This is a genomic window from Nocardia sp. NPDC057272 (genome assembly GCF_042668615.1).
Classification (GTDB): Bacteria; Actinomycetota; Actinomycetes; order Mycobacteriales; family Mycobacteriaceae; genus Nocardia.
In genome coordinates this window covers 215,384-233,151 of the sequence record NZ_JBHUYK010000001.1, presented here as the reverse complement: position 1 = coordinate 233,151, position 17,768 = coordinate 215,384, and the positions used below count along the sequence as shown (strand labels likewise).

22 protein-coding genes, 1 tRNA gene and 1 other RNA gene are annotated in these 17,768 nt (G+C 66.7%); 16 read left to right on the top strand and 8 right to left on the bottom strand.

The features are described 5' to 3' along the window. Nucleotides 1–3: 3 nt before the first annotated feature. Nucleotides 4–1,302 (bottom strand): ABC transporter substrate-binding protein, encoded by a 1,299-nt coding sequence (locus ACFULV_RS01030; RefSeq protein WP_378632978.1) that lies wholly within the window; start codon nucleotides 1,300–1,302, stop codon nucleotides 4–6. Between the two features lie 225 nt (nucleotides 1,303–1,527). Here ACFULV_RS01030 and ssrA point away from each other — a divergent pair. After that, nucleotides 1,528–1,900: a transfer-messenger RNA gene (ssrA, locus tag ACFULV_RS01025) on the top strand. A gap of 361 nt (nucleotides 1,901–2,261) precedes the next feature. Here ssrA and ACFULV_RS01020 read toward each other — a convergent pair. After that, the gene (locus ACFULV_RS01020) at nucleotides 2,262–2,483 is read right to left on the bottom strand and encodes a hypothetical protein (protein WP_378651801.1); all 222 of its coding nucleotides are present in this window, start codon (nucleotides 2,481–2,483) and stop codon (nucleotides 2,262–2,264) included. Between the two features lie 341 nt (nucleotides 2,484–2,824). Between ACFULV_RS01020 and ACFULV_RS01015 the strand changes: the two genes are divergently transcribed. From ACFULV_RS01015 to ACFULV_RS00975, 9 genes are all read left to right on the top strand, one after another. After that, a complete protein-coding gene (locus ACFULV_RS01015; RefSeq protein WP_378632983.1) occupies nucleotides 2,825–3,163 on the top strand; it encodes a hypothetical protein in 339 nt (112 codons plus the stop codon). Then, nucleotides 3,135–3,650: a DUF6879 family protein gene (locus ACFULV_RS01010; RefSeq protein WP_378651798.1), complete on the top strand. Its 516-nt coding sequence runs from the start codon at nucleotides 3,135–3,137 to the stop codon at nucleotides 3,648–3,650. Before ACFULV_RS01015 ends, ACFULV_RS01010 begins: the two co-directional genes overlap by 29 nt. Next, nucleotides 3,647–4,477 carry a helix-turn-helix domain-containing protein gene (locus ACFULV_RS01005; protein WP_378632988.1) on the top strand — a complete coding sequence of 277 codons (831 nt, stop codon included), beginning with the start codon at nucleotides 3,647–3,649 and terminating at the stop codon, nucleotides 4,475–4,477. Before ACFULV_RS01010 ends, ACFULV_RS01005 begins: the two co-directional genes overlap by 4 nt. Before the next feature lie 93 nt (nucleotides 4,478–4,570). Continuing rightward, nucleotides 4,571–4,647 (top strand) — tRNA-OTHER (locus tag ACFULV_RS01000). A gap of 170 nt (nucleotides 4,648–4,817) precedes the next feature. Further along, on the top strand, nucleotides 4,818–5,672 hold the full coding sequence (locus ACFULV_RS00995; protein ID WP_378651796.1) for a hypothetical protein: 855 nt from the start codon (nucleotides 4,818–4,820) through the stop codon (nucleotides 5,670–5,672). A gap of 124 nt (nucleotides 5,673–5,796) precedes the next feature. Further along, nucleotides 5,797–6,126 (top strand): ArsR/SmtB family transcription factor, encoded by a 330-nt coding sequence (locus ACFULV_RS00990; protein ID WP_378651793.1) that lies wholly within the window; start codon nucleotides 5,797–5,799, stop codon nucleotides 6,124–6,126. Between the two features lie 14 nt (nucleotides 6,127–6,140). Next, nucleotides 6,141–6,821, top strand: coding sequence for a cation transporter (locus ACFULV_RS00985; RefSeq protein WP_378651790.1), 681 nt, complete (start codon nucleotides 6,141–6,143; stop codon nucleotides 6,819–6,821). A gap of 2 nt (nucleotides 6,822–6,823) precedes the next feature. Further along, nucleotides 6,824–7,432 (top strand): methyltransferase family protein, encoded by a 609-nt coding sequence (locus tag ACFULV_RS00980; RefSeq protein ID WP_378652408.1) that lies wholly within the window; start codon nucleotides 6,824–6,826, stop codon nucleotides 7,430–7,432. Nucleotides 7,433–7,485: 53 nt separating this feature from the next. After that, the gene (locus ACFULV_RS00975; protein WP_378651787.1) at nucleotides 7,486–8,547 is read left to right on the top strand and encodes a hypothetical protein; all 1,062 of its coding nucleotides are present in this window, start codon (nucleotides 7,486–7,488) and stop codon (nucleotides 8,545–8,547) included. Between the two features lie 89 nt (nucleotides 8,548–8,636). On the opposite strand, the gene ACFULV_RS00970 is transcribed toward ACFULV_RS00975, so the two are convergent. Next, the gene (locus ACFULV_RS00970; RefSeq protein WP_378651784.1) at nucleotides 8,637–8,846 is read right to left on the bottom strand and encodes a DUF5302 domain-containing protein; all 210 of its coding nucleotides are present in this window, start codon (nucleotides 8,844–8,846) and stop codon (nucleotides 8,637–8,639) included. Nucleotides 8,847–8,957: 111 nt separating this feature from the next. Between ACFULV_RS00970 and ACFULV_RS00965 the strand changes: the two genes are divergently transcribed. Beyond that, the gene (locus ACFULV_RS00965) at nucleotides 8,958–9,845 is read left to right on the top strand and encodes a hypothetical protein (RefSeq protein WP_378651782.1); all 888 of its coding nucleotides are present in this window, start codon (nucleotides 8,958–8,960) and stop codon (nucleotides 9,843–9,845) included. On the opposite strand, the gene ACFULV_RS00960 is transcribed toward ACFULV_RS00965, so the two are convergent. Continuing rightward, entirely contained in the window at nucleotides 9,823–10,647 is an 825-nt protein-coding gene (locus ACFULV_RS00960) for a DUF1266 domain-containing protein (protein WP_378633002.1), read from the bottom strand. The two genes, ACFULV_RS00965 and ACFULV_RS00960, sit on opposite strands and share 23 nt — an antisense overlap. A gap of 141 nt (nucleotides 10,648–10,788) precedes the next feature. Here ACFULV_RS00960 and ACFULV_RS00955 point away from each other — a divergent pair, with 141 nt between their 5' ends. Next, nucleotides 10,789–11,484 (top strand): helix-turn-helix domain-containing protein, encoded by a 696-nt coding sequence (locus ACFULV_RS00955; protein ID WP_378651779.1) that lies wholly within the window; start codon nucleotides 10,789–10,791, stop codon nucleotides 11,482–11,484. 124 nt (nucleotides 11,485–11,608) lie between these two features. Further along, nucleotides 11,609–12,097: an NUDIX hydrolase gene (locus ACFULV_RS00950; protein WP_378651776.1), complete on the top strand. Its 489-nt coding sequence runs from the start codon at nucleotides 11,609–11,611 to the stop codon at nucleotides 12,095–12,097. Here ACFULV_RS00950 and ACFULV_RS00945 read toward each other — a convergent pair. The 4 genes from ACFULV_RS00945 to ACFULV_RS00930 form a co-directional block, all read right to left on the bottom strand. Further along, nucleotides 12,073–12,471, bottom strand: a complete 399-nt coding sequence (locus tag ACFULV_RS00945; protein WP_378633010.1) for a VOC family protein — start codon at nucleotides 12,469–12,471, stop codon at nucleotides 12,073–12,075. The genes ACFULV_RS00950 and ACFULV_RS00945 overlap by 25 nt on opposite strands. A 52-nt stretch (nucleotides 12,472–12,523) precedes the next feature. Then, a complete protein-coding gene (locus tag ACFULV_RS00940; RefSeq protein ID WP_378633013.1) occupies nucleotides 12,524–12,937 on the bottom strand; it encodes an arsenate reductase ArsC in 414 nt (137 codons plus the stop codon). Between the two features lie 142 nt (nucleotides 12,938–13,079). Next, the gene (locus ACFULV_RS00935; RefSeq protein ID WP_378651773.1) at nucleotides 13,080–14,381 is read right to left on the bottom strand and encodes a D-arabinono-1,4-lactone oxidase; all 1,302 of its coding nucleotides are present in this window, start codon (nucleotides 14,379–14,381) and stop codon (nucleotides 13,080–13,082) included. Between the two features lie 57 nt (nucleotides 14,382–14,438). Further along, on the bottom strand, nucleotides 14,439–15,116 hold the full coding sequence (locus tag ACFULV_RS00930) for a TetR/AcrR family transcriptional regulator (RefSeq protein ID WP_358070330.1): 678 nt from the start codon (nucleotides 15,114–15,116) through the stop codon (nucleotides 14,439–14,441). 129 nt (nucleotides 15,117–15,245) lie between these two features. On the opposite strand from ACFULV_RS00930, the gene ACFULV_RS00925 reads away from it, so the two are divergent. The 3 genes from ACFULV_RS00925 to crcB (ACFULV_RS00915) all read left to right on the top strand — a co-directional run bounded on the left by ACFULV_RS00925 (nucleotide 15,246) and on the right by crcB (ACFULV_RS00915) (nucleotide 17,757). After that, on the top strand, nucleotides 15,246–16,739 hold the full coding sequence (locus tag ACFULV_RS00925) for an MFS transporter (RefSeq protein ID WP_378633018.1): 1,494 nt from the start codon (nucleotides 15,246–15,248) through the stop codon (nucleotides 16,737–16,739). 174 nt (nucleotides 16,740–16,913) lie between these two features. After that, nucleotides 16,914–17,330 carry a fluoride efflux transporter CrcB gene (crcB, locus tag ACFULV_RS00920; protein ID WP_378651770.1) on the top strand — a complete coding sequence of 139 codons (417 nt, stop codon included), beginning with the start codon at nucleotides 16,914–16,916 and terminating at the stop codon, nucleotides 17,328–17,330. Between the two features lie 64 nt (nucleotides 17,331–17,394). Further along, on the top strand, nucleotides 17,395–17,757 hold the full coding sequence (gene crcB, locus ACFULV_RS00915) for a fluoride efflux transporter CrcB (protein ID WP_378633021.1): 363 nt from the start codon (nucleotides 17,395–17,397) through the stop codon (nucleotides 17,755–17,757). Nucleotides 17,758–17,768: the final 11 nt, after the last annotated feature.

The window sequence follows — 17,768 nt, the reverse complement described above, 5'->3', positions numbered from 1 at the left end:
TCCCTACAACCGGGTGCAGGGCTCGTGCAGGTTCAGCCGACCCAGCGTCTTGCCCTGATAGCCGACACTCACCGCTCTGGCGCCCATCGGCGCCTCCCGGTCCGGTTCGAACACCGCCGACCACTCCGTCTCCAGATCCGGTTCGGCCGCACCCGCCGGGTGGATCACGACCATGCCCTCACCGTCGGGTTTCATCGCGCCGACGCTGCGGCGCAGGCCGGCGCGGGTGAGTTCGCCGTTCGCCGCCGCCGCGGTGAGCAGGGCTTTGAGTGGATAGGTGATCGCCCAGCCCAGCGAATAGCCGAAGTTGGCCGGTTCGCCGGTGATCGCGTCGCGGGCGTGCTTGGCGCCCACGCTGTCGCCGGCCCAGCTGTCGACCGGGGTCGTGTAGTTGTAGAGCGCGGTCAGCGCCGGTGCGGCCGCCGATTGCAGCAGTGCCGCGTTCCAGGTGGGCAGCGAGCCGAGGAATCGCCCGGTGAAACCCGACTTCACGAGCTTGCCCACGATCTCCGCGGTCTCGGCGGGTCCGGTGGCCAGCATCACCAGGTCCGGCGCCGCGGCCAGGATCTCAGCCACGGGCCCGTCCTGGTTGCCGACCTCGGCATTGGGTCCGGTGTCGATGCGATCGGCGATGGTGGCGTCGTTGGCCAGCGCCCACTTCAGCGCGCCGCTGGCGTAGTCGCCGCCGTAGTTGCCGCGATAGGCGACCACGGCGATATTGCGCGGCGCGTAATGGGTTTCGGCGAACCAGTCGAGGCCGGTCACCGCTTCGGTGCAGTAGGAGTAGCCCGCGCTGAGCACCAGATTGCGGTCGGCGCTGCGATAGTTCCAGCCCGACCACTGGGTGGCCGCGGTGCTCACCATGTCGTCGGCGTCCATCTGGTTGAGCATCGCGACGGTCTGCGCGGTCCCGAAACTCATCGACAACGCGAGCACGTTCGGCTCGATCTCCTCGTACGCGCTGCGATGGGTGCGCGGATCGTAGGAGGTGTTGCGGGTGTAGGTGCTGATGTCGATGTCGTAGCCGCCGATGCCGCCCGCCGCGTTCACCTGCTTCCAGAACGCCACCTGACCGTCGTTCATCGAGGCACCGAGCGGGGTGAACGGCCCGTTCGCCAGATCCGAGAGCACCCCGAGATAGATGCAGCCGTTATCGGTGTTCGGCGAACCGGGACAGGGCGTGCTGGTGACGCCCGGCGCGGCGGTGGACTCGCCCGACGAGCAGGCCGCGGCCAGCACGAGACTCGCAACAGCCGGGATCGCCGCGAATCGGCGCAGTCCACGGTGACTGGTGAATGCCATGAGATAACTCCTTGCTCCAGTCGCCCAGGACATTTGACCGTTCCGGGGCGGCCGAACGAGAACAGTACCCGTCACCACCGGCGGCCCCACCCGGATTCGTCGAGGCCATCTGGCGGGGTTCGCTACAAGATCACTCAGGCGACACCGCGAGCTGGCAGAAATAATGGGAAGATCTCACGCCGCGCCGGTGTTAATATGACTAGCCCGCACGGTGCGGGCACGTACGGGGCTGAACGGTTTCGACTGCGTACGTTGATTCAGGGGAAGCGTGTCGGTGCAGGCAAGAGACCACCGTAAGCGTCGCTGCAACCAATTAAGCGCCGATTCCAATCAGCGCGAGTACGCCCTCGCTGCCTAAGTAGCCAGGTCGTCTCTGTCAGTCCGGGTTCGTCCCTCGACCCGGGTACTGGCATCAGCTAGAGGGAATTACCGTTCGGCTCGGTCGCGGAGTCGGATGGGACATCTAACAGCGACTGGGATCGTCATCCAGGCTTGTTCGCGAGACTTGGAGATCCGAGCAGAGACATAGCGAACTGCACACGGAGAAGCCCTGAAGACGCGGCGGAGGACCCGGGTTCGATTCCCGGCAGCTCCACCAAAGAGTCTCTGGCCTGTTAACGCAGGTCAGGGACTTTTTTTATGCGCTGAGTACGGGCAGATTCAGCCTGCTGCCCACACTTTGCCCACATCCTGCGGCAGCAAGTCTCCCCAGCGCCACGGCGAGAATCACGCACTCGGCTGTCTGGATCAGCTCATCGAAGTAGAACGTAAGGATCGGTAGGACAACGGCTGTTATCCACGGTGACGATCACTCCCCTGATACTGAGTGCTCAGGGTATCGGCGCACACACGCTTCGGGTGGCCGAACAAGACCTATGTTCACTGGTCGCGCTTTGGCCACACGGCTGCGACGAACACGATGGCTGGTAGGCCGATCACGATCGCCCACCCGATCACGATCACGTGTCCGCCTGGCATCCGGCCGGGAAGTACTGCCGGGGGCGGCGGTCGTAGGTTTCTGCGGCGCTCAACCATGCGGCGATGGCGTCCACGTCACCCACAACAACCACCCTCCAAGCCGAGGCGAGTTGCCAGCCTTCCGGGGTGGATGTGATGGTCATCGACCGGCGTGCGGCGCGTTCGGTCAGGTCGGCAAGCTGGGCCTTCGTCTGGCTGGTCATGAGGGCTGCTTGTTCGTCGGCCACGCCTCGAGCGCTGCGAGCAGTCGCCTGATCACGCTCGGTGGCGCAACGTTGATCGGGTGCGGGCGTTCGGTTCTGGGTGTCCAATGCGGGAGCATCGCGGCCTCCTGGTGCTCTTCGGGATTCACTCCCGGCGGGGACTCTTAGTTCAAACCCGCCGGGAGCGTTGGAGCTGACGGTATGGGTTTGTACAACCGCCTGGACAGGAATTTTCTTGAACTTGCTCCAACTGGTCTGAACAGGCGACAACCTGTGTGACACGGTGAGACGATGTGGGAGTACGGGAAAGCTCGCGCAAGTTCTCACCAGGGGGTAGCGATATGCGCCTAACGTTCCTCGGCAACGGCGGCAGCGACTCGGGCGGCTGCCCGACACTGTTCGCCACCGACAGCGGCACCTACGCGGTCCAGGGATGGCAGACGGACTCACCGGAAACCGTCGAAATCCCGCACTTGCTCCTAGGTTTCGCCCAACCAGATACCTACGTCGGGGTACCGATGGCCGACAGCGGTAGGGGCACGTTCACCCTGACCGGCCGACCGATTACCGACCCGGAAACGCTCGCACAGATGAACCTCGCCGCCGACGAGTCGGCTATCGAGGTCCCCAAGCTCGAAAGGACCTTTTACGGTGCGCTATCGGCCCAACGCCGAGCCTGACCTGTGGCCCGGACTGTTCCGGGAAACCAAGCGGTCAGCGTTCCATTTCGAGTGCCGAGACACCTATTTCGTCGCCGACGAGGACGAACGTCTGCGTGCGTTCCTCGCTGGTGAGCCAGCGCCCTACACCGCGACGCCGTGGCAGGCGCTTATGCGGGAAACGACCGAACGCGGCGTGAGCGTGAGCCGTGTCCGGGTGGTCACCACACCGCTGTCGGACTATCAGCGATGGTTGCTGTCGGTCACCGGCCACAACGTCGAAGCGGGCGAAAACATCCGGTACGTGCCACGTCACGACGCCGGAGAGATCCCGCCGGATGATGCGTGGCTGTTCGATGACGAGCGGGTCGTCTACAACCTGACCGACGAACGCGGAGCCCCGGCAGGCTTGGCGGTCACCACCGACCCGGCCGTAGTCGATCATTTCGTCGCGACTCGTGACCGGCTGTGGAACGTGGCTGTTCCGTTCGGAGAGTTCGCCGGGTGACCAATCCGGCAGACGCGCGGGAAGCTCTCGGGGCCAGGCTCCGGGAGCTTCGCCGTACAGCAGGCATTACTGGCCGCGCCCTGGCTGACCTCGCCGGTTGGGGCGAGGCGAAGGTCTCGAAGATCGAGAACGGCCGACAGACACCGTCATCCGACGACCTACGCGCCTATTGCGCACACACCGGCACCCTCGACCAGCTCGCCGATCTGCTGGCGACCCTGCACAACCTCGAAACGGCCTACACCGAGTGGCGCAAGGTTCTGGGCACCGGCACACACCGGCAGCAGAAGGCGAACATCCGCCTAGCCGAGTCAGCCGAGATGATCCGGATCTACCAACCGCAGATCATCCCCGGCATTTTGCAAACAGCGGACTACGCGACTGCCGTTCTTCGCCGTTACGTCGAGTTCTATCGGACGCCCGACGACGTAGACCAGGGCGTCGCCGCGCGCATCGAACGTCAACAGCTCTTGTACTCGGGTCGGCGGAAGTTCCACATTCTCATCGCCGAACAGGCGCTACACACCACGGTCGGCGACGACGCGGTCATGGTCGGCCAACTGGACCGCCTGCTTGCCGTGGCGGGCTTGTCCAGGGTGCTGCTGGGCATCATCCCCGCGAAAGCCGAGATGCCGATACAGGCGACGAACTTCGTCCTGTTCGATCAGCGGCTCGCCACGGTCGAAGCGATCACGGCGGAACTGCGGGTGACCCAACCCCGCGAGATCCTGATCTATCTCCGTGCGTTCGACGCGCTCGCCCGCCAGGCCGCCACTGGGGACCCTGCCCGGCTGCTCATCCGCCGGGCGATGGAAACGCGGCTGTGAAGCCAGCCCAGAGAGCCAGAATCGGCTCGGACTCGGGGCCCACATTTCGCCCACACCGGGAGCGGAAACAGGGCACTGGAGGCCGGACCGATTGGAATGCAACCGCAGGTCAGCAAGCTGCCGAATCTGCGACGCGGCGGAGGACCCGGGTTCGATTCCCGGCAGCTCCACAAGGCGAGAAGTCACAGGTCAACAACCTGGGACTTCTCGCGTTTGTGGCTCTATAACCTCGTTGCTCTGGCCGTCCGGATCGCAGGGTGCGGTTCGCATTGTGCGTCGTTTTTTGAGTCAGTCCGAAAGTTTTTCGCGCAGTGATCCTTTGGCCACTATTCTTCACTGCGTGACGAGCAACAACTCTCAGGCTTGGCAGCCGTTCAGCAGCCGCAAGGCAGGTCTGCCTGCCGACCTGGGTTGGCATGAAGATGTTCCAGAGTGGCTGGAATATCCGCTTCGAGAGTGGCTCGCCAGCCAGTTGATCGACGACGCGAAGCGTCAGCAGATAGCCGCTCGGCTCCGTTACCTGCCGAGTGAGCGGTTCTGGTATCACGAAGCACGTGGGGTTTCGTCGGATGCGCTGTTGGACTGGATCGATGCAGCTCTACATGTGTTGACTCACGACGAGAGCTCTCTATACCGGCGCCGGGCGCCGAACGAGGTCAAGCAGATCGACGCTGTCCTGCGTGATGGGAGCTCGGTCTGGAAGGTCAGCAAATCCGGTGACTCTCTGGAACGTCGTCACGACCCTGCGGTCATGGCAGCAATGCGCCACGCGGGCGAGAGCGCTGCGGCAGTTAATCGCACTGTGGCTTCCACTCATCTGCAGGCTGCCTGGGACGCTGCGCACAGGTTCCACCCTGATCCGTCTACGGCGTACCGGGAAGCGGTCCTTGCTGTCGAAGCGGCGGCGATTCCTGTCGTTGTACCCGCTCAGGCGGGTGCAACCTTGGGACATGTTCTGGGACAACTCGATCGTCAAGGCCATCTGTATGCGGTTGCCATCCGCGACAAATCTGGTGTCTCAGTTCCCGTGACGGCAGTGGTGCTGATGATTCGGATGCTTTGGGAAGGGCATACGGACCGGCACGAAGGCGTCACCCCCGCGATTCCGATCACGAAGGATGCCGCTCAGATGGCAGCAACGCTGGCTGTGACCTTGGTTCAGTGGTTCGTCTCAGGTGCCGTCCAACGCAGGTAGCTGCCTCGGCGACTGGCTCCAGGTTCAGGCGGCGTCGGAGTGGTGGTTGGGCCTTTTGTTTCCGCTCAACGGCGCCATCAGTACATCCTTTTCTGAATACAGTTTCTGATGTACCGTTAGGTCTATGGAATCCACGGTGCAGACCGACGCGCTGTCCCGGTTCGGCTATGCCCTCTCGGACTCGACCAGAACCAAGATCCTGCTGAGTCTGCGGAAGGAACCCGGCTATCCGTCGGAGCTGGCCGAGGCGATCGGTGTCTCGCGGCAGATCCTGTCCAATCATCTGGCCTGCCTGCGTGGATGTGGTTTGGTCGTCTCGGTTCCCGAGGGGCGGCGCAGCCGGTATGAGCTGGCGGATCCGCGGATCGGGCGGGCGCTGGACGATCTGGTCGGGCTGGTGCTCGCTGTTGATCCGGCCTGTTGCCCGGCGGCGGAATCGGATGGCTGCTGCTGATGGAGACGATCGGGATGCCGGTGCCGATCGCGCCGAGTTCGGTGCGTCAGGCGGTGCTGGCGACGCGGATTCGGTGGTTGGTCGCGGCGACGATCAGCTACAACGTGGTCGAGGCGGTGATCGCGCTGACCGAAGGCGCGCGGGTGTCCTCGTCCGCGCTGATCGGGTTCGGGCTGGACTCGGTGATCGAGGTGTCCTCGGCGGCCGCGGTCGCGTGGCAGTTCGCCGGGCGCGATCCGCAGGCGCGGGAGAAGGTGGCGCTGCGGGTCATCGCGTTCTCGTTCTTCGCGCTGGCCGGCTATGTCGCTGTCGATGCCGTCCGTTCGCTGCTCGGGGTCGGTGAGGCGCGGCATTCGGCGGTCGGGATCGGGCTGGCGGCCGCGAGTCTGGTGATCATGCCGGTGCTGTCCGCCGTGCAACGGAGGGCAGGACGCGAGCTCGGGTCCGCCTCCGCCGTGGCCGATTCCAAGCAAACCCTGCTGTGCACCTATCTTTCGGCCGTGTTGCTGGTCGGCCTGCTGCTCAACAGCCTGTTCGGCTGGTCGTGGGCCGATCCGCTCGCGGCGCTGGTGATCGCGGTGATCGCGGTCAGAGAAGGAATCAACGCCTGGAAGGGCGAACCCTGCTGCGCGACGAGGTCCACCGATGTCGGTCCCCGCAGCTGCTGTGACAACGACGATCGAGGAAACACCTGATGATGGCGATCTGCGCACTGGTTCTGTACCTGGTATTCGGCCTGCTCGGCTTAGGCTGGCGGAGTTGGCGTCAGTATCAGGCCACGGGTTCGTCCGGTTTCCACGGCATCAGCGGACGGCCCGGCTCGATCGAATGGCTCGCCGGCGTCGGTTTCGTCGCCGCGATCGTGGTCGGCACGGCGTCGTCGGTGCTGCAGCCGGCCGGTGTCGTAGCCCCGATCGGGGCGCTGTCCGCGACGCCGATTCAGACCGCCGGATTCGTGCTCGCCGTCGCGGGTATCGCGGCAACGCTGTACGCGCAGAACGAGATGGGCGAATCGTGGCGCATCGGGGTCGATCCCAGTGAGACGACGACCTTGGTCGACACCGGGGTGTTCGGTCTGGTTCGCAACCCGATCTTCACCGCGATGCTCGTCTTCGCGGGCGGTGTCACACTGATCATCCCGAACGCTGTCGCGATCGTCGCGTTCGCACTGTTGCTGGTGACGATCGAGCTGCAGGTACGGGCGGTCGAAGAGCCCTATCTGACGCGGGTCCACGGCGCGAACTACCGTGCCTACCTCGCGGCGACGGGACGGTTCGTCCCCGGTCTCGGACGGGCTCCACTCTGATCCGGTAGACCCTGGTGAAGGGTGGTGCGGGTGGGCCACGTAGAACTGAGCGAATGACGCGGTATGCATACGACTCGGGGGCGGGAACGCTGGTCGCCACCTGGGGGACCGGTCGCGGTGATGTCGCCGAGACGATCGCCGAGGTGCCAGGCGCCGAGCACGGCGTGGAGCTGGCGGCGGCCTTGGCGAGTCTGGCGCGGTTCCAGTGGCGGACCTACACCCATCCGGCGACCGCCGCCGGTGATCCCGACGTCGTGAACGGGGAAGCGTGGCGGCGGGCGGAGGAGCGCAATCGCTTCGCGAAGGTCGAAGCCGCGCTGCGCACCCCCAATCTGCCCGACGACGACGGTTGCATGCTGGTCTTCTACAGCCCCATCGAGGAATCCGCGCACCATGTGGGCCGCGTGCTCCATGCGATCGGTGACGCGAGCCTGGTGGACCGGGTGGTGAACGAGGTGCTCACCGAGCAGGCGGCGATCACGGCCGCGGAACTGGGCGATCTGGCAGGTCGAGCCAGGCAGGCCGTCGAACTCACCCGCCCGGAGATCTCCCCGGTGCAGGTGCACGCGGCGGACAGCCTGCTCCGGGCCAATCCCCTCGGCTCGATCGACCTGTTCACCGAACTGGACCCCGCCGCCGCCTCGGTCGCCGCCGCGCACTGGCTGCGAGCCGCGGCGACGGTGGCAGGCGAGGTCACGGGCCTCGAGCCGGTGGACGTGGTCGCCGAGGCGGACGACATCGAAGCCCTCCAGGTCGAGACGCCGACCGTGGTCCTGGAACGGCTCGGCGCGGGGGAGACGCCCACCCAGGTGGTGGTCGACCTGATCGCCGATGCCATCGCGGTCTCCGAGGGCAAGGTTCGCGACCTGGACGGCATCATCGAAGCCGCGCAGGAAATCGAGGAACGCGACGACGAAGACGACGATCTCGACGACTGGACCGACGGCTACCGCATCTGCCGCCTCGACCCCACTCGCCCCGCGATCGATCTGCTCGAAGACCTGCTCGGCGCCATCCGGGGATGCTGGCTGGTCTTCAGCGAAGCCGACAGCGGCGCCACCTTCGAGGACTCCGTCCGAACCGAAGCGGACGCCGATACCTCCCGCTTGCAGTAGCTTCCGATCTACCGAAAAGCCCTGCGCCGCACGGTGATCACCGCGGCGCAGGGCTGCTCACGGACGGGATAGCGCCGCCCGGTGCGGGGCTATCCGCCGGCGCGACGACGGAAGGTGCGCTTCCCGCCCGCCTGCGCATGCGTCCCACGCACTTTGGCGGAATTCTGGGCCGCTCCACCCGCGGAGGAGTGGCCGTTCTTCCGCTCGAGCGCCTCGCGGAACCGCCGCTTCGTCGCCTCCTCCGGGGTTTCGATCGCGGCCGCGGACTGTTCGGCGGAGACTTCCTGTTCATCGGGCATGCGTACAGCCTGCCACCTCGGCGCACCGTCGAACACCATCGGCAGGACCATCGCCCCGCTCGCGAGGGTCCCTCGGTAGGATCCACCGATGCGGGGCAGGCCAGGAGGGACGTGGCTTTGATCGAAGTATGGGGTGCGCGAGTCGCGGTCCGGTACGCGGACGGGCGGTTGGTGACGACGCCGCTGCGCGCCGACAACGAGATCGCGCTCGACGTCGGGGTGGCCGAGCTGGGCAGGATCGCGCTGGCGAACACCGAGGACGGGCAGATGGCGTTGCTGCTGTTCTTCCGGTCGGCGCAGTTCGTGGTGAACGGTGCGCCGACGGATCGTCATCCGGTGCCGGTGTTCCTCGAAACCGGCCTACGCGAACAGGCGCAGGCGCTGATCAGGGCGGTCGAACGCGACCTGGTCAGCCTACGCAGGGTGTTCCCGCCCCGCCCGAATCTCGTTCCACCGCACTCGGTACAGGGTTCGAACGGCCCGCGGCGCCCCGATGTCACGGCGGCCGCGCGCCGAATGCGGCACGCGGGCAACTCCTTACGTGAGATCGACATCCTGCACAGCTGTGCCCGGCCCGACGAGTACGTCCTCGAACTCGCCCAGGCGGGCCACGAGGGCGCTCCCGGCCTGGTGGCGATCACCACGCTGCGCCTGCTGTTCGTGTCCGCGTGGGCGGTCTACGAATTCCCGGTCTCGGTCCTCACCGGCGCCGAAGTGCTCACCGCCCCCGGACAGGTCGCGACGCTGCGGATCTCGGGAGCGGGCACCGATCTCGATTTCGTCGACTGGGAACCCGCCGACTTCACCCGCATCACCGAGGCCATTCGTCTGGCCTGCGAGATCGAGCACGTCGACGGATCCATCGCCCAGTCGATGCCCTGCTCGGCCGACCTCTTCGGCGAATGGCAACTGCTGGTGGAACGCCGCAGACTGGGCATGGTCGACGACGATCCGTTCCGCCGTCAAGCCGTCGGCATCATGCTGACGATGCCGGGCTGAACACGGGCGCACCCGGATGCAGCGACACCCGCCGCCACGGACTCGACGGTCGAAGGTGCAGCCCCGCGATCATCCGCCTACGTTCGGCCACTTGGCTTTTCGCGGCCGACAGATCTTGCGTGGCCGCCCAGAAGATCGCACCGGTGAGGAACCCGTCGCCGAACTGGCGCCAGTTGCGATAGTGCTGACGCGCCCGATCCAGCCCGGTCAGCATGTGTTCCCACGCCTCGTCCTCGGTCAGGTATCCGGCCGTGCACGCGGCGCGGGCGATGAACACCAGCCGTGCCAGGTCCCATGCGGTGGCGTCGATCTGTAGCGGCGTCGGCAGGCTGTCGGTGATGCCGAGTTTGATGGCCTGTAGCCAGGCGTCGTAGTCGCGATCGATCCCGGCGGGCCCGCGATACCCGCGGAAACCCGAGAGGGTGTGCAGGAATTCGCGATGTTCGTCGGCCAATCCCGACCGATCGACCCGGCCGGTGTCGGTCGCGGCCATCACGGCGAGCGGATGGACGAGTTCGAACAGCGGCGCGTGCATCCCGGCCAGCAGCCGCCGCACGGTGTCGTGGGCGTCCTCGGCGTTGTCGACGCCCCACGACTCGTGAAGTCCTTCGATCGCGGTCTCCCGCCGCGTCGACGCGCTGTCGGGCTCCTCCGGGAGGAACGCGACGCCGTCGCACTGCGCACCCCAGCTGCGCCCGTAATACGCACCGACGGCCAGCGCCCTGATCCGGTCGTCGTCGACAGCCGCCCCCGACCACACGTCCGGCTCGATATCTATGTCCGCACCGGGAAACCCCGCCACCCGCGGCCGTCCACCCCGCACTGATGCTGTCGGTTGCATTGGCACCCCTCTGCCGAGCCGAACGTCGTGCCGTCAGATCTTACGTACCGGGTGATCACGGTGCGGCAGCTACCTGTCGGTGGGCGGGACTACCGTCGAAGTGTGGCCGAATACCGGGAACGCGAATCGCGGCTGGACCGAGCGGTGGTCTGGTCGCGGACCATGCCCGCCGCCACCGGCCCCGTCACCGTGTTCCCCGACGGTTGCATGGATCTGATCTGGACCGAGGGCACATTGATGGTGGCGGGTCCGGACAGTCGCGCGTTCCTCGCGCCTGCTGCGCGTGCCAGGGAATTCGTCGGCATCAGGTTCGCGCCGGGCATCGCTCCCACGTTGCTCGGGGTTCCGGCGGTAGAACTGCTCAACCAGCGGGTCGACCTGGCCGAGATCGCACCGTCGCGCACCACCCGCGAACTCGTCGACCGTATCGACAACGCGCCCGACCGCGTTGCCGCCTTGGAAGCGATCGCATTACGATTCGCCGCCGACAACGGCCCTGCCGATCCGGCGCTCACCGCCGTTGTCGATGCCCTTTCGGCGGGCGCGACGGTCGCCGAAACCGCCGATCGGACGAGCATGTCGGCCCGGATGCTGCACCGGCGCTCCCTGTTCGCCTTCGGCTACGGACCCAAGATGTTGGCCCGTATTCTCCGATTTCAACGTGCGCTCGCGGCGCTTCGCACCGGAGTTCCGGCGGCGCACATCGCCGCCGTGACCGGCTTCGCCGACCAGGCGCACCTGTCCCGGGAGGTCCGTGACCTGGCGGGATGCTCGGTGCGCACCCTGCAAACCGGCTGACCGGGCGCCTCACCGCCCGGAAAGTCTCATTCGGCACAGCGTGACGGAAGGTTTAGGCTCACTAGTGCACGCCCCGTCGCAAGTGCTTAGGCCAGTCCGAACACCGACGAGAGGATGTGACCTGATGATCGACGAATCCGTGTACTCCACGCTCCGTATCGAGGCAGAACGAGACGAAATCCGCCGGCTTGTCGTCGGCGCGGTCGTCGTCCGCCATCAGCGAGTGCTCATCCTGCGCCGCCGACGATCGGATTTCCTGGGTGGCCGGTGGGAGTTGCCCAGCGGCGTCGTCGAGCCGGGTGAGGCACTCGACGAAGCGCTGGCCCGCGAAGTCGCGGAGGAAACCGGGCTCGAGGTCACCGGAGTCAGCGACTACCTCGGTGATTTCGACTACCTGACCGGTGCGGGCGCCCGCACCAGGCAGTTCACCTTCGTCGTCGACGTGGCCGCCACGGGACCGGTGACGCTCACCGACCACGATGCCCACCTGTGGACCAGGCTCACCGGAGAACCCCCGGTCAGCGACGAGGTCCGCGAGATGCTCGGCCGCTACCAGCAGCGTCAGCGCGACCCCCACGACTGGTCGTCCTATTCGGCGGGCAACGGCGCGTAGAGGTCGATGCCGTGCCCGTCGGGGTCGGCGAGCGAGGCGTAGCGCTGACCCCAGAAGGCATCCCACGGTGGCAGTTCGCCGTGATGGCCGGCGTCGACGAGCTCGGCGTAGAGCTTGTCGACCTCGGCCGGATCGGCGCATCGGAACGCGAGACTGCTGCGGCCGGGACCGGTCGGCGGCTGCCAATCGGGCGCGAAGGAGGCGATCGTCGCCTCGGTGTCCAGCGCCAGCCGAAGCCCGCCGCCGATCACGGCCTCGGCATGGCCCTCGGCTTCGGCGCCGTCCGGGAAGACCAGTCCCAGCCTGCGGTAGAAGGCCACCGAAGCGGCCATATCGGAAACTACAACGGACACGACATCAAGCTGTGGAGTCATATTCGCAGCGTAAACACTCGATCGCGGGTGCGTCTTGAACGAATCGGACGTATCAGCGCGCGGGTACCGGCAGCAGTTCGGCGATCAGATTGCCGATCAGAATCTGCAGGTGGTCGCGAATGCCGCGCACCACCTCGATCGGCTGACCCGCCGGATCCGACAGCACCCAGTCGCGATAGCTGATCCCCGGAAAATACGGGCACACCTCGCCGCATCCCATCGTGACCACCACATCCGAGAGCCCGACGACATCGTCGGTGAGCGCGGTCGGCCGTGCGCCCGCGATATCGATCCCGATCTCGGCCATGGCCACCACCGCGGCGGGGTTCAGCGCGGCGGCCGGTTCGCTGCCCGCCGTGCGCACCTCGATCCGGTCACCGGCCATGGCGCGCAGGAGACCCGCCGCCATCTGTGATCGGCCCGCGTTGTGGACGCAGACGAACAACACGCTGGGAGTGTGGGCCATGGTCGCCCTTTCGGCGCAGGGGCGAAGTGCTTGTGGCGCTTCGGATATCACCCGTCATCATTCCATCAGCGCGCTGCGCCGGGGGCGGGTGTGGACGAACCGGCGACCCGGTTGTCCGAGCAGTGTCCGCGCGGCGAGGACGTCAGTCGAGTGCACCCAGTACCCGGTGCACGTAGTCGTTGGCGAATACCCCGGTGGGGTCGAAGCGGCGGCGCACCGCGGTGAAGCGGTCCCAGTCGGGGTAGCGCGAGCGCAGTGTCTCGGCGGTCTGGAAGTGGCGTTTGCCCCAGTGCGGCCTGCCGTCGTAGGCGTCGAAGACCGCCTCGCACGCGCGAAAATACGGTTCCCATACCATGCCCTGATACTGGTGCACCGCGATGTAGCAGGTGTCGCGTCCGCCCGCGGGGGACAGGAAGGCGTCGTCGGGCGCGACCCAGCGCACCTCGATCGGCATCGGTGTGCCGAATCGTCTTCCCAGCGCGAGGATCTCGCGAATCGCCTCGGCCGCGTGCGCGCGCGGGATCGCGTATTCCATCTCGTTGAACTTCACCAGCCGCGGGGTGGAGAACACGCGATAGGAACGGTCGACCTGCCGGTTGTTGCTCCCGGCGAGCGTGGCCGCGCGGTGAATCAGGGGGATGGCGGCGGGAATTCGCCGACCGAGCTTGCACATGCCGTCGTAGACATGGTTGGCGATCAGGATGTCGTTGATCCACTCGCGCATCGTGCCGCGCGGCTGTTCCGGCGCTTGCGTGCGATCGATGGCCTTGGTCATCGCCGTGGCGCTGTGCGGGAACGCGAAGAACTCGAAATGATCACTGCCGTCGGCGAATTCGTCGATATCGGCGAGCACATCGTCCAGCGGCACCGGCCGCTCGACGCACTCGAGGACGAACGACGGCTCGAGTTGCAGGGTTGCCGCGGTGACAACGCCGAGCGCGCCGACGCTGACCCGCGCCGCCTTCCAGCCGTCGGGGTCGGTCTGCTCGTTGAGCTCCACCAGGGTGCCGTCCGCGCGCAGCACCTCCACCGAGTGCAGTGCCGCGGAGATATTGCGCAGCCGGGCGCCGGTGCCGTGGGTGGCGGTGGCGGTCGCGCCCGCGAGGCTCTGCGTATCGATGTCGCCGAGATTGGGGAAGGCCAGGCCGTGTCCGTGCAGCAGCGGGCTCGCCGCGTGCAGCGAGATCCCGGCCTCCACCCGCACGCGTCCGGTGGCGGAGTCGACGTCGAGAACCTTGTCCAGACCGCTGAGGTCGATCAGCGTGCCGTCGGTGAGCACGGCGTCGGTGAACGAGTGTCCCGACCCGGCGACGCGCACGGTCCGCCCCGCGGCCGCCGATTCGGTCACGATCTCGGCCAGTTCCTCGACGTCGCGCGGCGCGGCGACGACGGCGGGTGTGCAGCTCTGCTGGCCTGCCCAGTTCACCCAGGTGCTCTTGGTCATGTGTCCAACAGTAGAGGATGCACTGTGACGCGCGCTACTGGTCGGACAGGTTTCGGCTCAGCGGCGGCGTCCGAGGCAGCCGGCGGCCTTGGCCTGCTCGACTTCCTCGTTGGTCATCGGCGCGACCAGCAGTGGCCTGCGCGGCACCGCGTCGGTGCGCACGCCGTTGAGTGCGATGGCCATATATCGTTGCCACACTTCGGAATTGATCGGCCCCGCGAACTCCGCGAGGGAATTGACCATGTGGATCAGCGCGAAGAAGTCGGTGGTCGCGATGTCGGGGTCCACCGCGCCCGCCGCGCGCGCACGATCGATGATGCCCGCGACCGCCGGTTGGATCCGGTCGCGCAACTCGGCGAAACGGGCCGGATCTTCCTCGAGTTCGAGCATGACCTCGCCGAAGCCGCGATTGGTCGCCAGGTGTTTGCACGCACTCTCGAAGAACTCGACGAGCGCGAGCCAGGCGTCCGGGTTGCTCATGGCCGCGTCAGCCGCGTCGGCGAAGTCCTTCACGTGCTGGTCGAAGACCTCGGCGATCAGTTCCTTCTTGTTCGCGAAGCGCCGGTACACCGTGCCGACGCCGACTCCGGCGCGCTCGGCGACGTCGTCGAGGGTGATCTCGAGGCCGTGATCGGCGAATAGCTCACGGGCGGCCGCGACGATGCGTTGCTGATTGCGCGCGGCGTCGGCGCGCAGTCTGCGAGGTGGTGTGGCAGTCGTCGTGGCGTGATTCACAAGTACATCCTATCAATCCGGGGATTAAGTGGAGGTCATTTCTCCGTTACTCTGGTAGCTTCGAATGAAGCGGAGGCGGTATCTCCGATTATGCCACCTGAAACCACCCGCAGACCTTCTAGGGGAGTTATGACCACCACACTCGACACCGGGCTCGAGAGCCCCGCGGATACCGGTCGCCGCGGCTCGCACGCCCTGCGCTGGTGGGTGCTTGCCGTACTCGGCATCGCCCAGCTGATGGTCGTGCTCGATGCGACGATCGTCAATATCGCGCTGCCCGCGGCCCAGGCCGACCTCGGCTTCGGCGACGGTGACCGGCAGTGGGTCATCACCGGCTACGCCCTCGCCTTCGGCAGCCTCCTGCTGCTCGGCGGCAGGCTCAGCGACCTGTTCGGCCGCCGCAACACCTTCATCGTCGGGCTCGTGGGCTTCGCGGTGGCCTCGGCCATCGGCGGTGCGGCCTCCAGCTTCGAGATGCTCGTCGCGGCCCGAGTCGGCCAGGGTGTGTTCGGCGCGCTGCTCGCGCCCGCCGCGCTCTCACTGCTCACGGTCACCTTCACCGAACCCGGTGAGCGGTCCAAGGCGTTCGGCATCTTCGGTGCCGTCGCCGGTGCCGGTGGTGCGATCGGTCTGCTGCTCGGTGGCGTGCTCACCGAATGGGCGTCGTGGCGCTGGGCGATGTACGTCAACCTGATCTTCGCCGCCGTCGCGCTCGTCGGTGCTGTGCTGTTGCTGGCCAAGCACACGTCGACCTCGCGTCCCAAGCTCGACTGGTACGGCACGGTCACCGTCACCGCCGCGCTGTTCGGCATCGTCTACGGCTTCTCGCACGCCGAGTCCAACGGCTGGAGCGACCCGACCACGCTGGCCTTCCTGATCGGTGGCGCCGTGCTGCTCGCGGCCTTCGTCTGGATCGAGACCAAGGTCGCGCACCCGTTGCTGCCGTTGCGCATCGTCGCCGACCGCACCCGTGGCGCGTCGTACCTGACCGTGTTCGTCATGGGCATCGGCATGTTCGCGATCTTCTTGTTCCTCACCTTCTACATGCAGCTGACCCTGGCGTACACGCCGATCGTCACCGGTCTGGCCTTCCTGCCGATGGTCGCGGGCATGGTGGTCTCCTCGACCACAGCGCCGTCGCTGCTGCTGCCGAAGGTCGGCCCCAAGATCGTCATCAGCGGTGGATTCCTGGTCGCCGCCGCGGGCATGCTGTGGCTCACCCAGATCGGTCTGGACTCGGGCTACGCCACCCATATCCTGCCCGCGCTGGTCCTGCTCGGCCTCGGCCTCGGTGGTGCGATGTCGGTCGCGTTCCAGGGTGCGACGGCGGGCGTGCAGCACGAGGACGCCGGCGTCGCCTCGGCGATGGTCAACACCAGCCAGCAGGTCGGTGGGTCCATCGGCACCGCGCTGCTCAGCACCATCGCGGCCTCGGCGATGACCGATTACGTGTCCTCGCACCAGCCGGGCCCGCTCACGATGGCGCAGGGCGCGATCGAGAGCTACACCACCAGCTTCTGGTGGGCTACGGCCACTTTCGTGCTCGGCGCGATCGTGATCGCGGCGATCATGCCGAACACCGTGCCCGCCCCGGCCGAAGGTGAACCGGTGCTGGCGCACTGATCCAGGACAACTGCCAGACGATGGCCCGAACCGACAATCGGTTCGGGCCATCGTCGTTCGCCGGTGAGGGCTGCTGAAAGTTTGCCACGGGGCGCACCGCTCGCCGGGGTGTCGGTGGGTCTCGATACGATGAGCGATGACCACCACACGGATCGGCCGACGGGAGGGGAACGCATGGCATCGCGGCCCCCGGCGCTCGATCCGGCCGTCCTCGCGGCGATCTCGGTGGGTGGTGGACTCGGCGCCACCGCCCGTTTCGGCGTCGGGCACTGGTGGCCGGTACTCCCCGGCCGATTCCCATGGTCGACGTTGACGGTGAATGTGCTCGGCTGCTTCGCGATCGGGGTGCTCATGGTCGTGGTCACCGAACTGTGGGAAGCACCGAAACTCGTGCGGCCGTTCCTGGGAATCGGTGTGCTGGGGGGCTTCACGACTTTCTCCACCTATAGCCTCGAGATTCGTAGACTCATCGGCACCGGTGCGACGGGCACGGCGGTCGCCTATCTCGGCCTGTCGGTGCTCGCGGCACTCGGTGCCGTGGCAGTCGCCATGAGCGTGACCCGCTGGGTCGCGCGACGGGGGTTCGCGTGAAATCGACGACGGAAGGGGGCCATCCGATGGTCGAGATGTGGGCTCCCACACGGGGAGGCGCGGCATGACGGTGGCGCTGGTGCTGGCCGGTGGCATGCTGGGGGCACCTGCCCGGTACCTGATCGACCGGCGGATGTCGGCGTGGTTTCCGACTGGGCTGCCGTGGGGGACGCTAACCGTTAACATTGTCGGTTCGGCGTTGCTCGGGGGTCTGATCGGCGCGAGTGCGGGCAGTGCGCTGCTGGCATTCGCGGCAACCGGCTTCTGTGGTGCGCTGACCACGTTCAGCACGTTCGGCTACGAGACGGTCCGTCTGGTAACCGAGGGCGCCTACGTGTACGCCGTGGGCAATGTCGCGATCAGCGTCGCGGCGAGCCTGGCCGCGGTGTACGCCGCCGCGTCCCTGACCCAGTGGTTGTGCGCATGATTCTCATGACC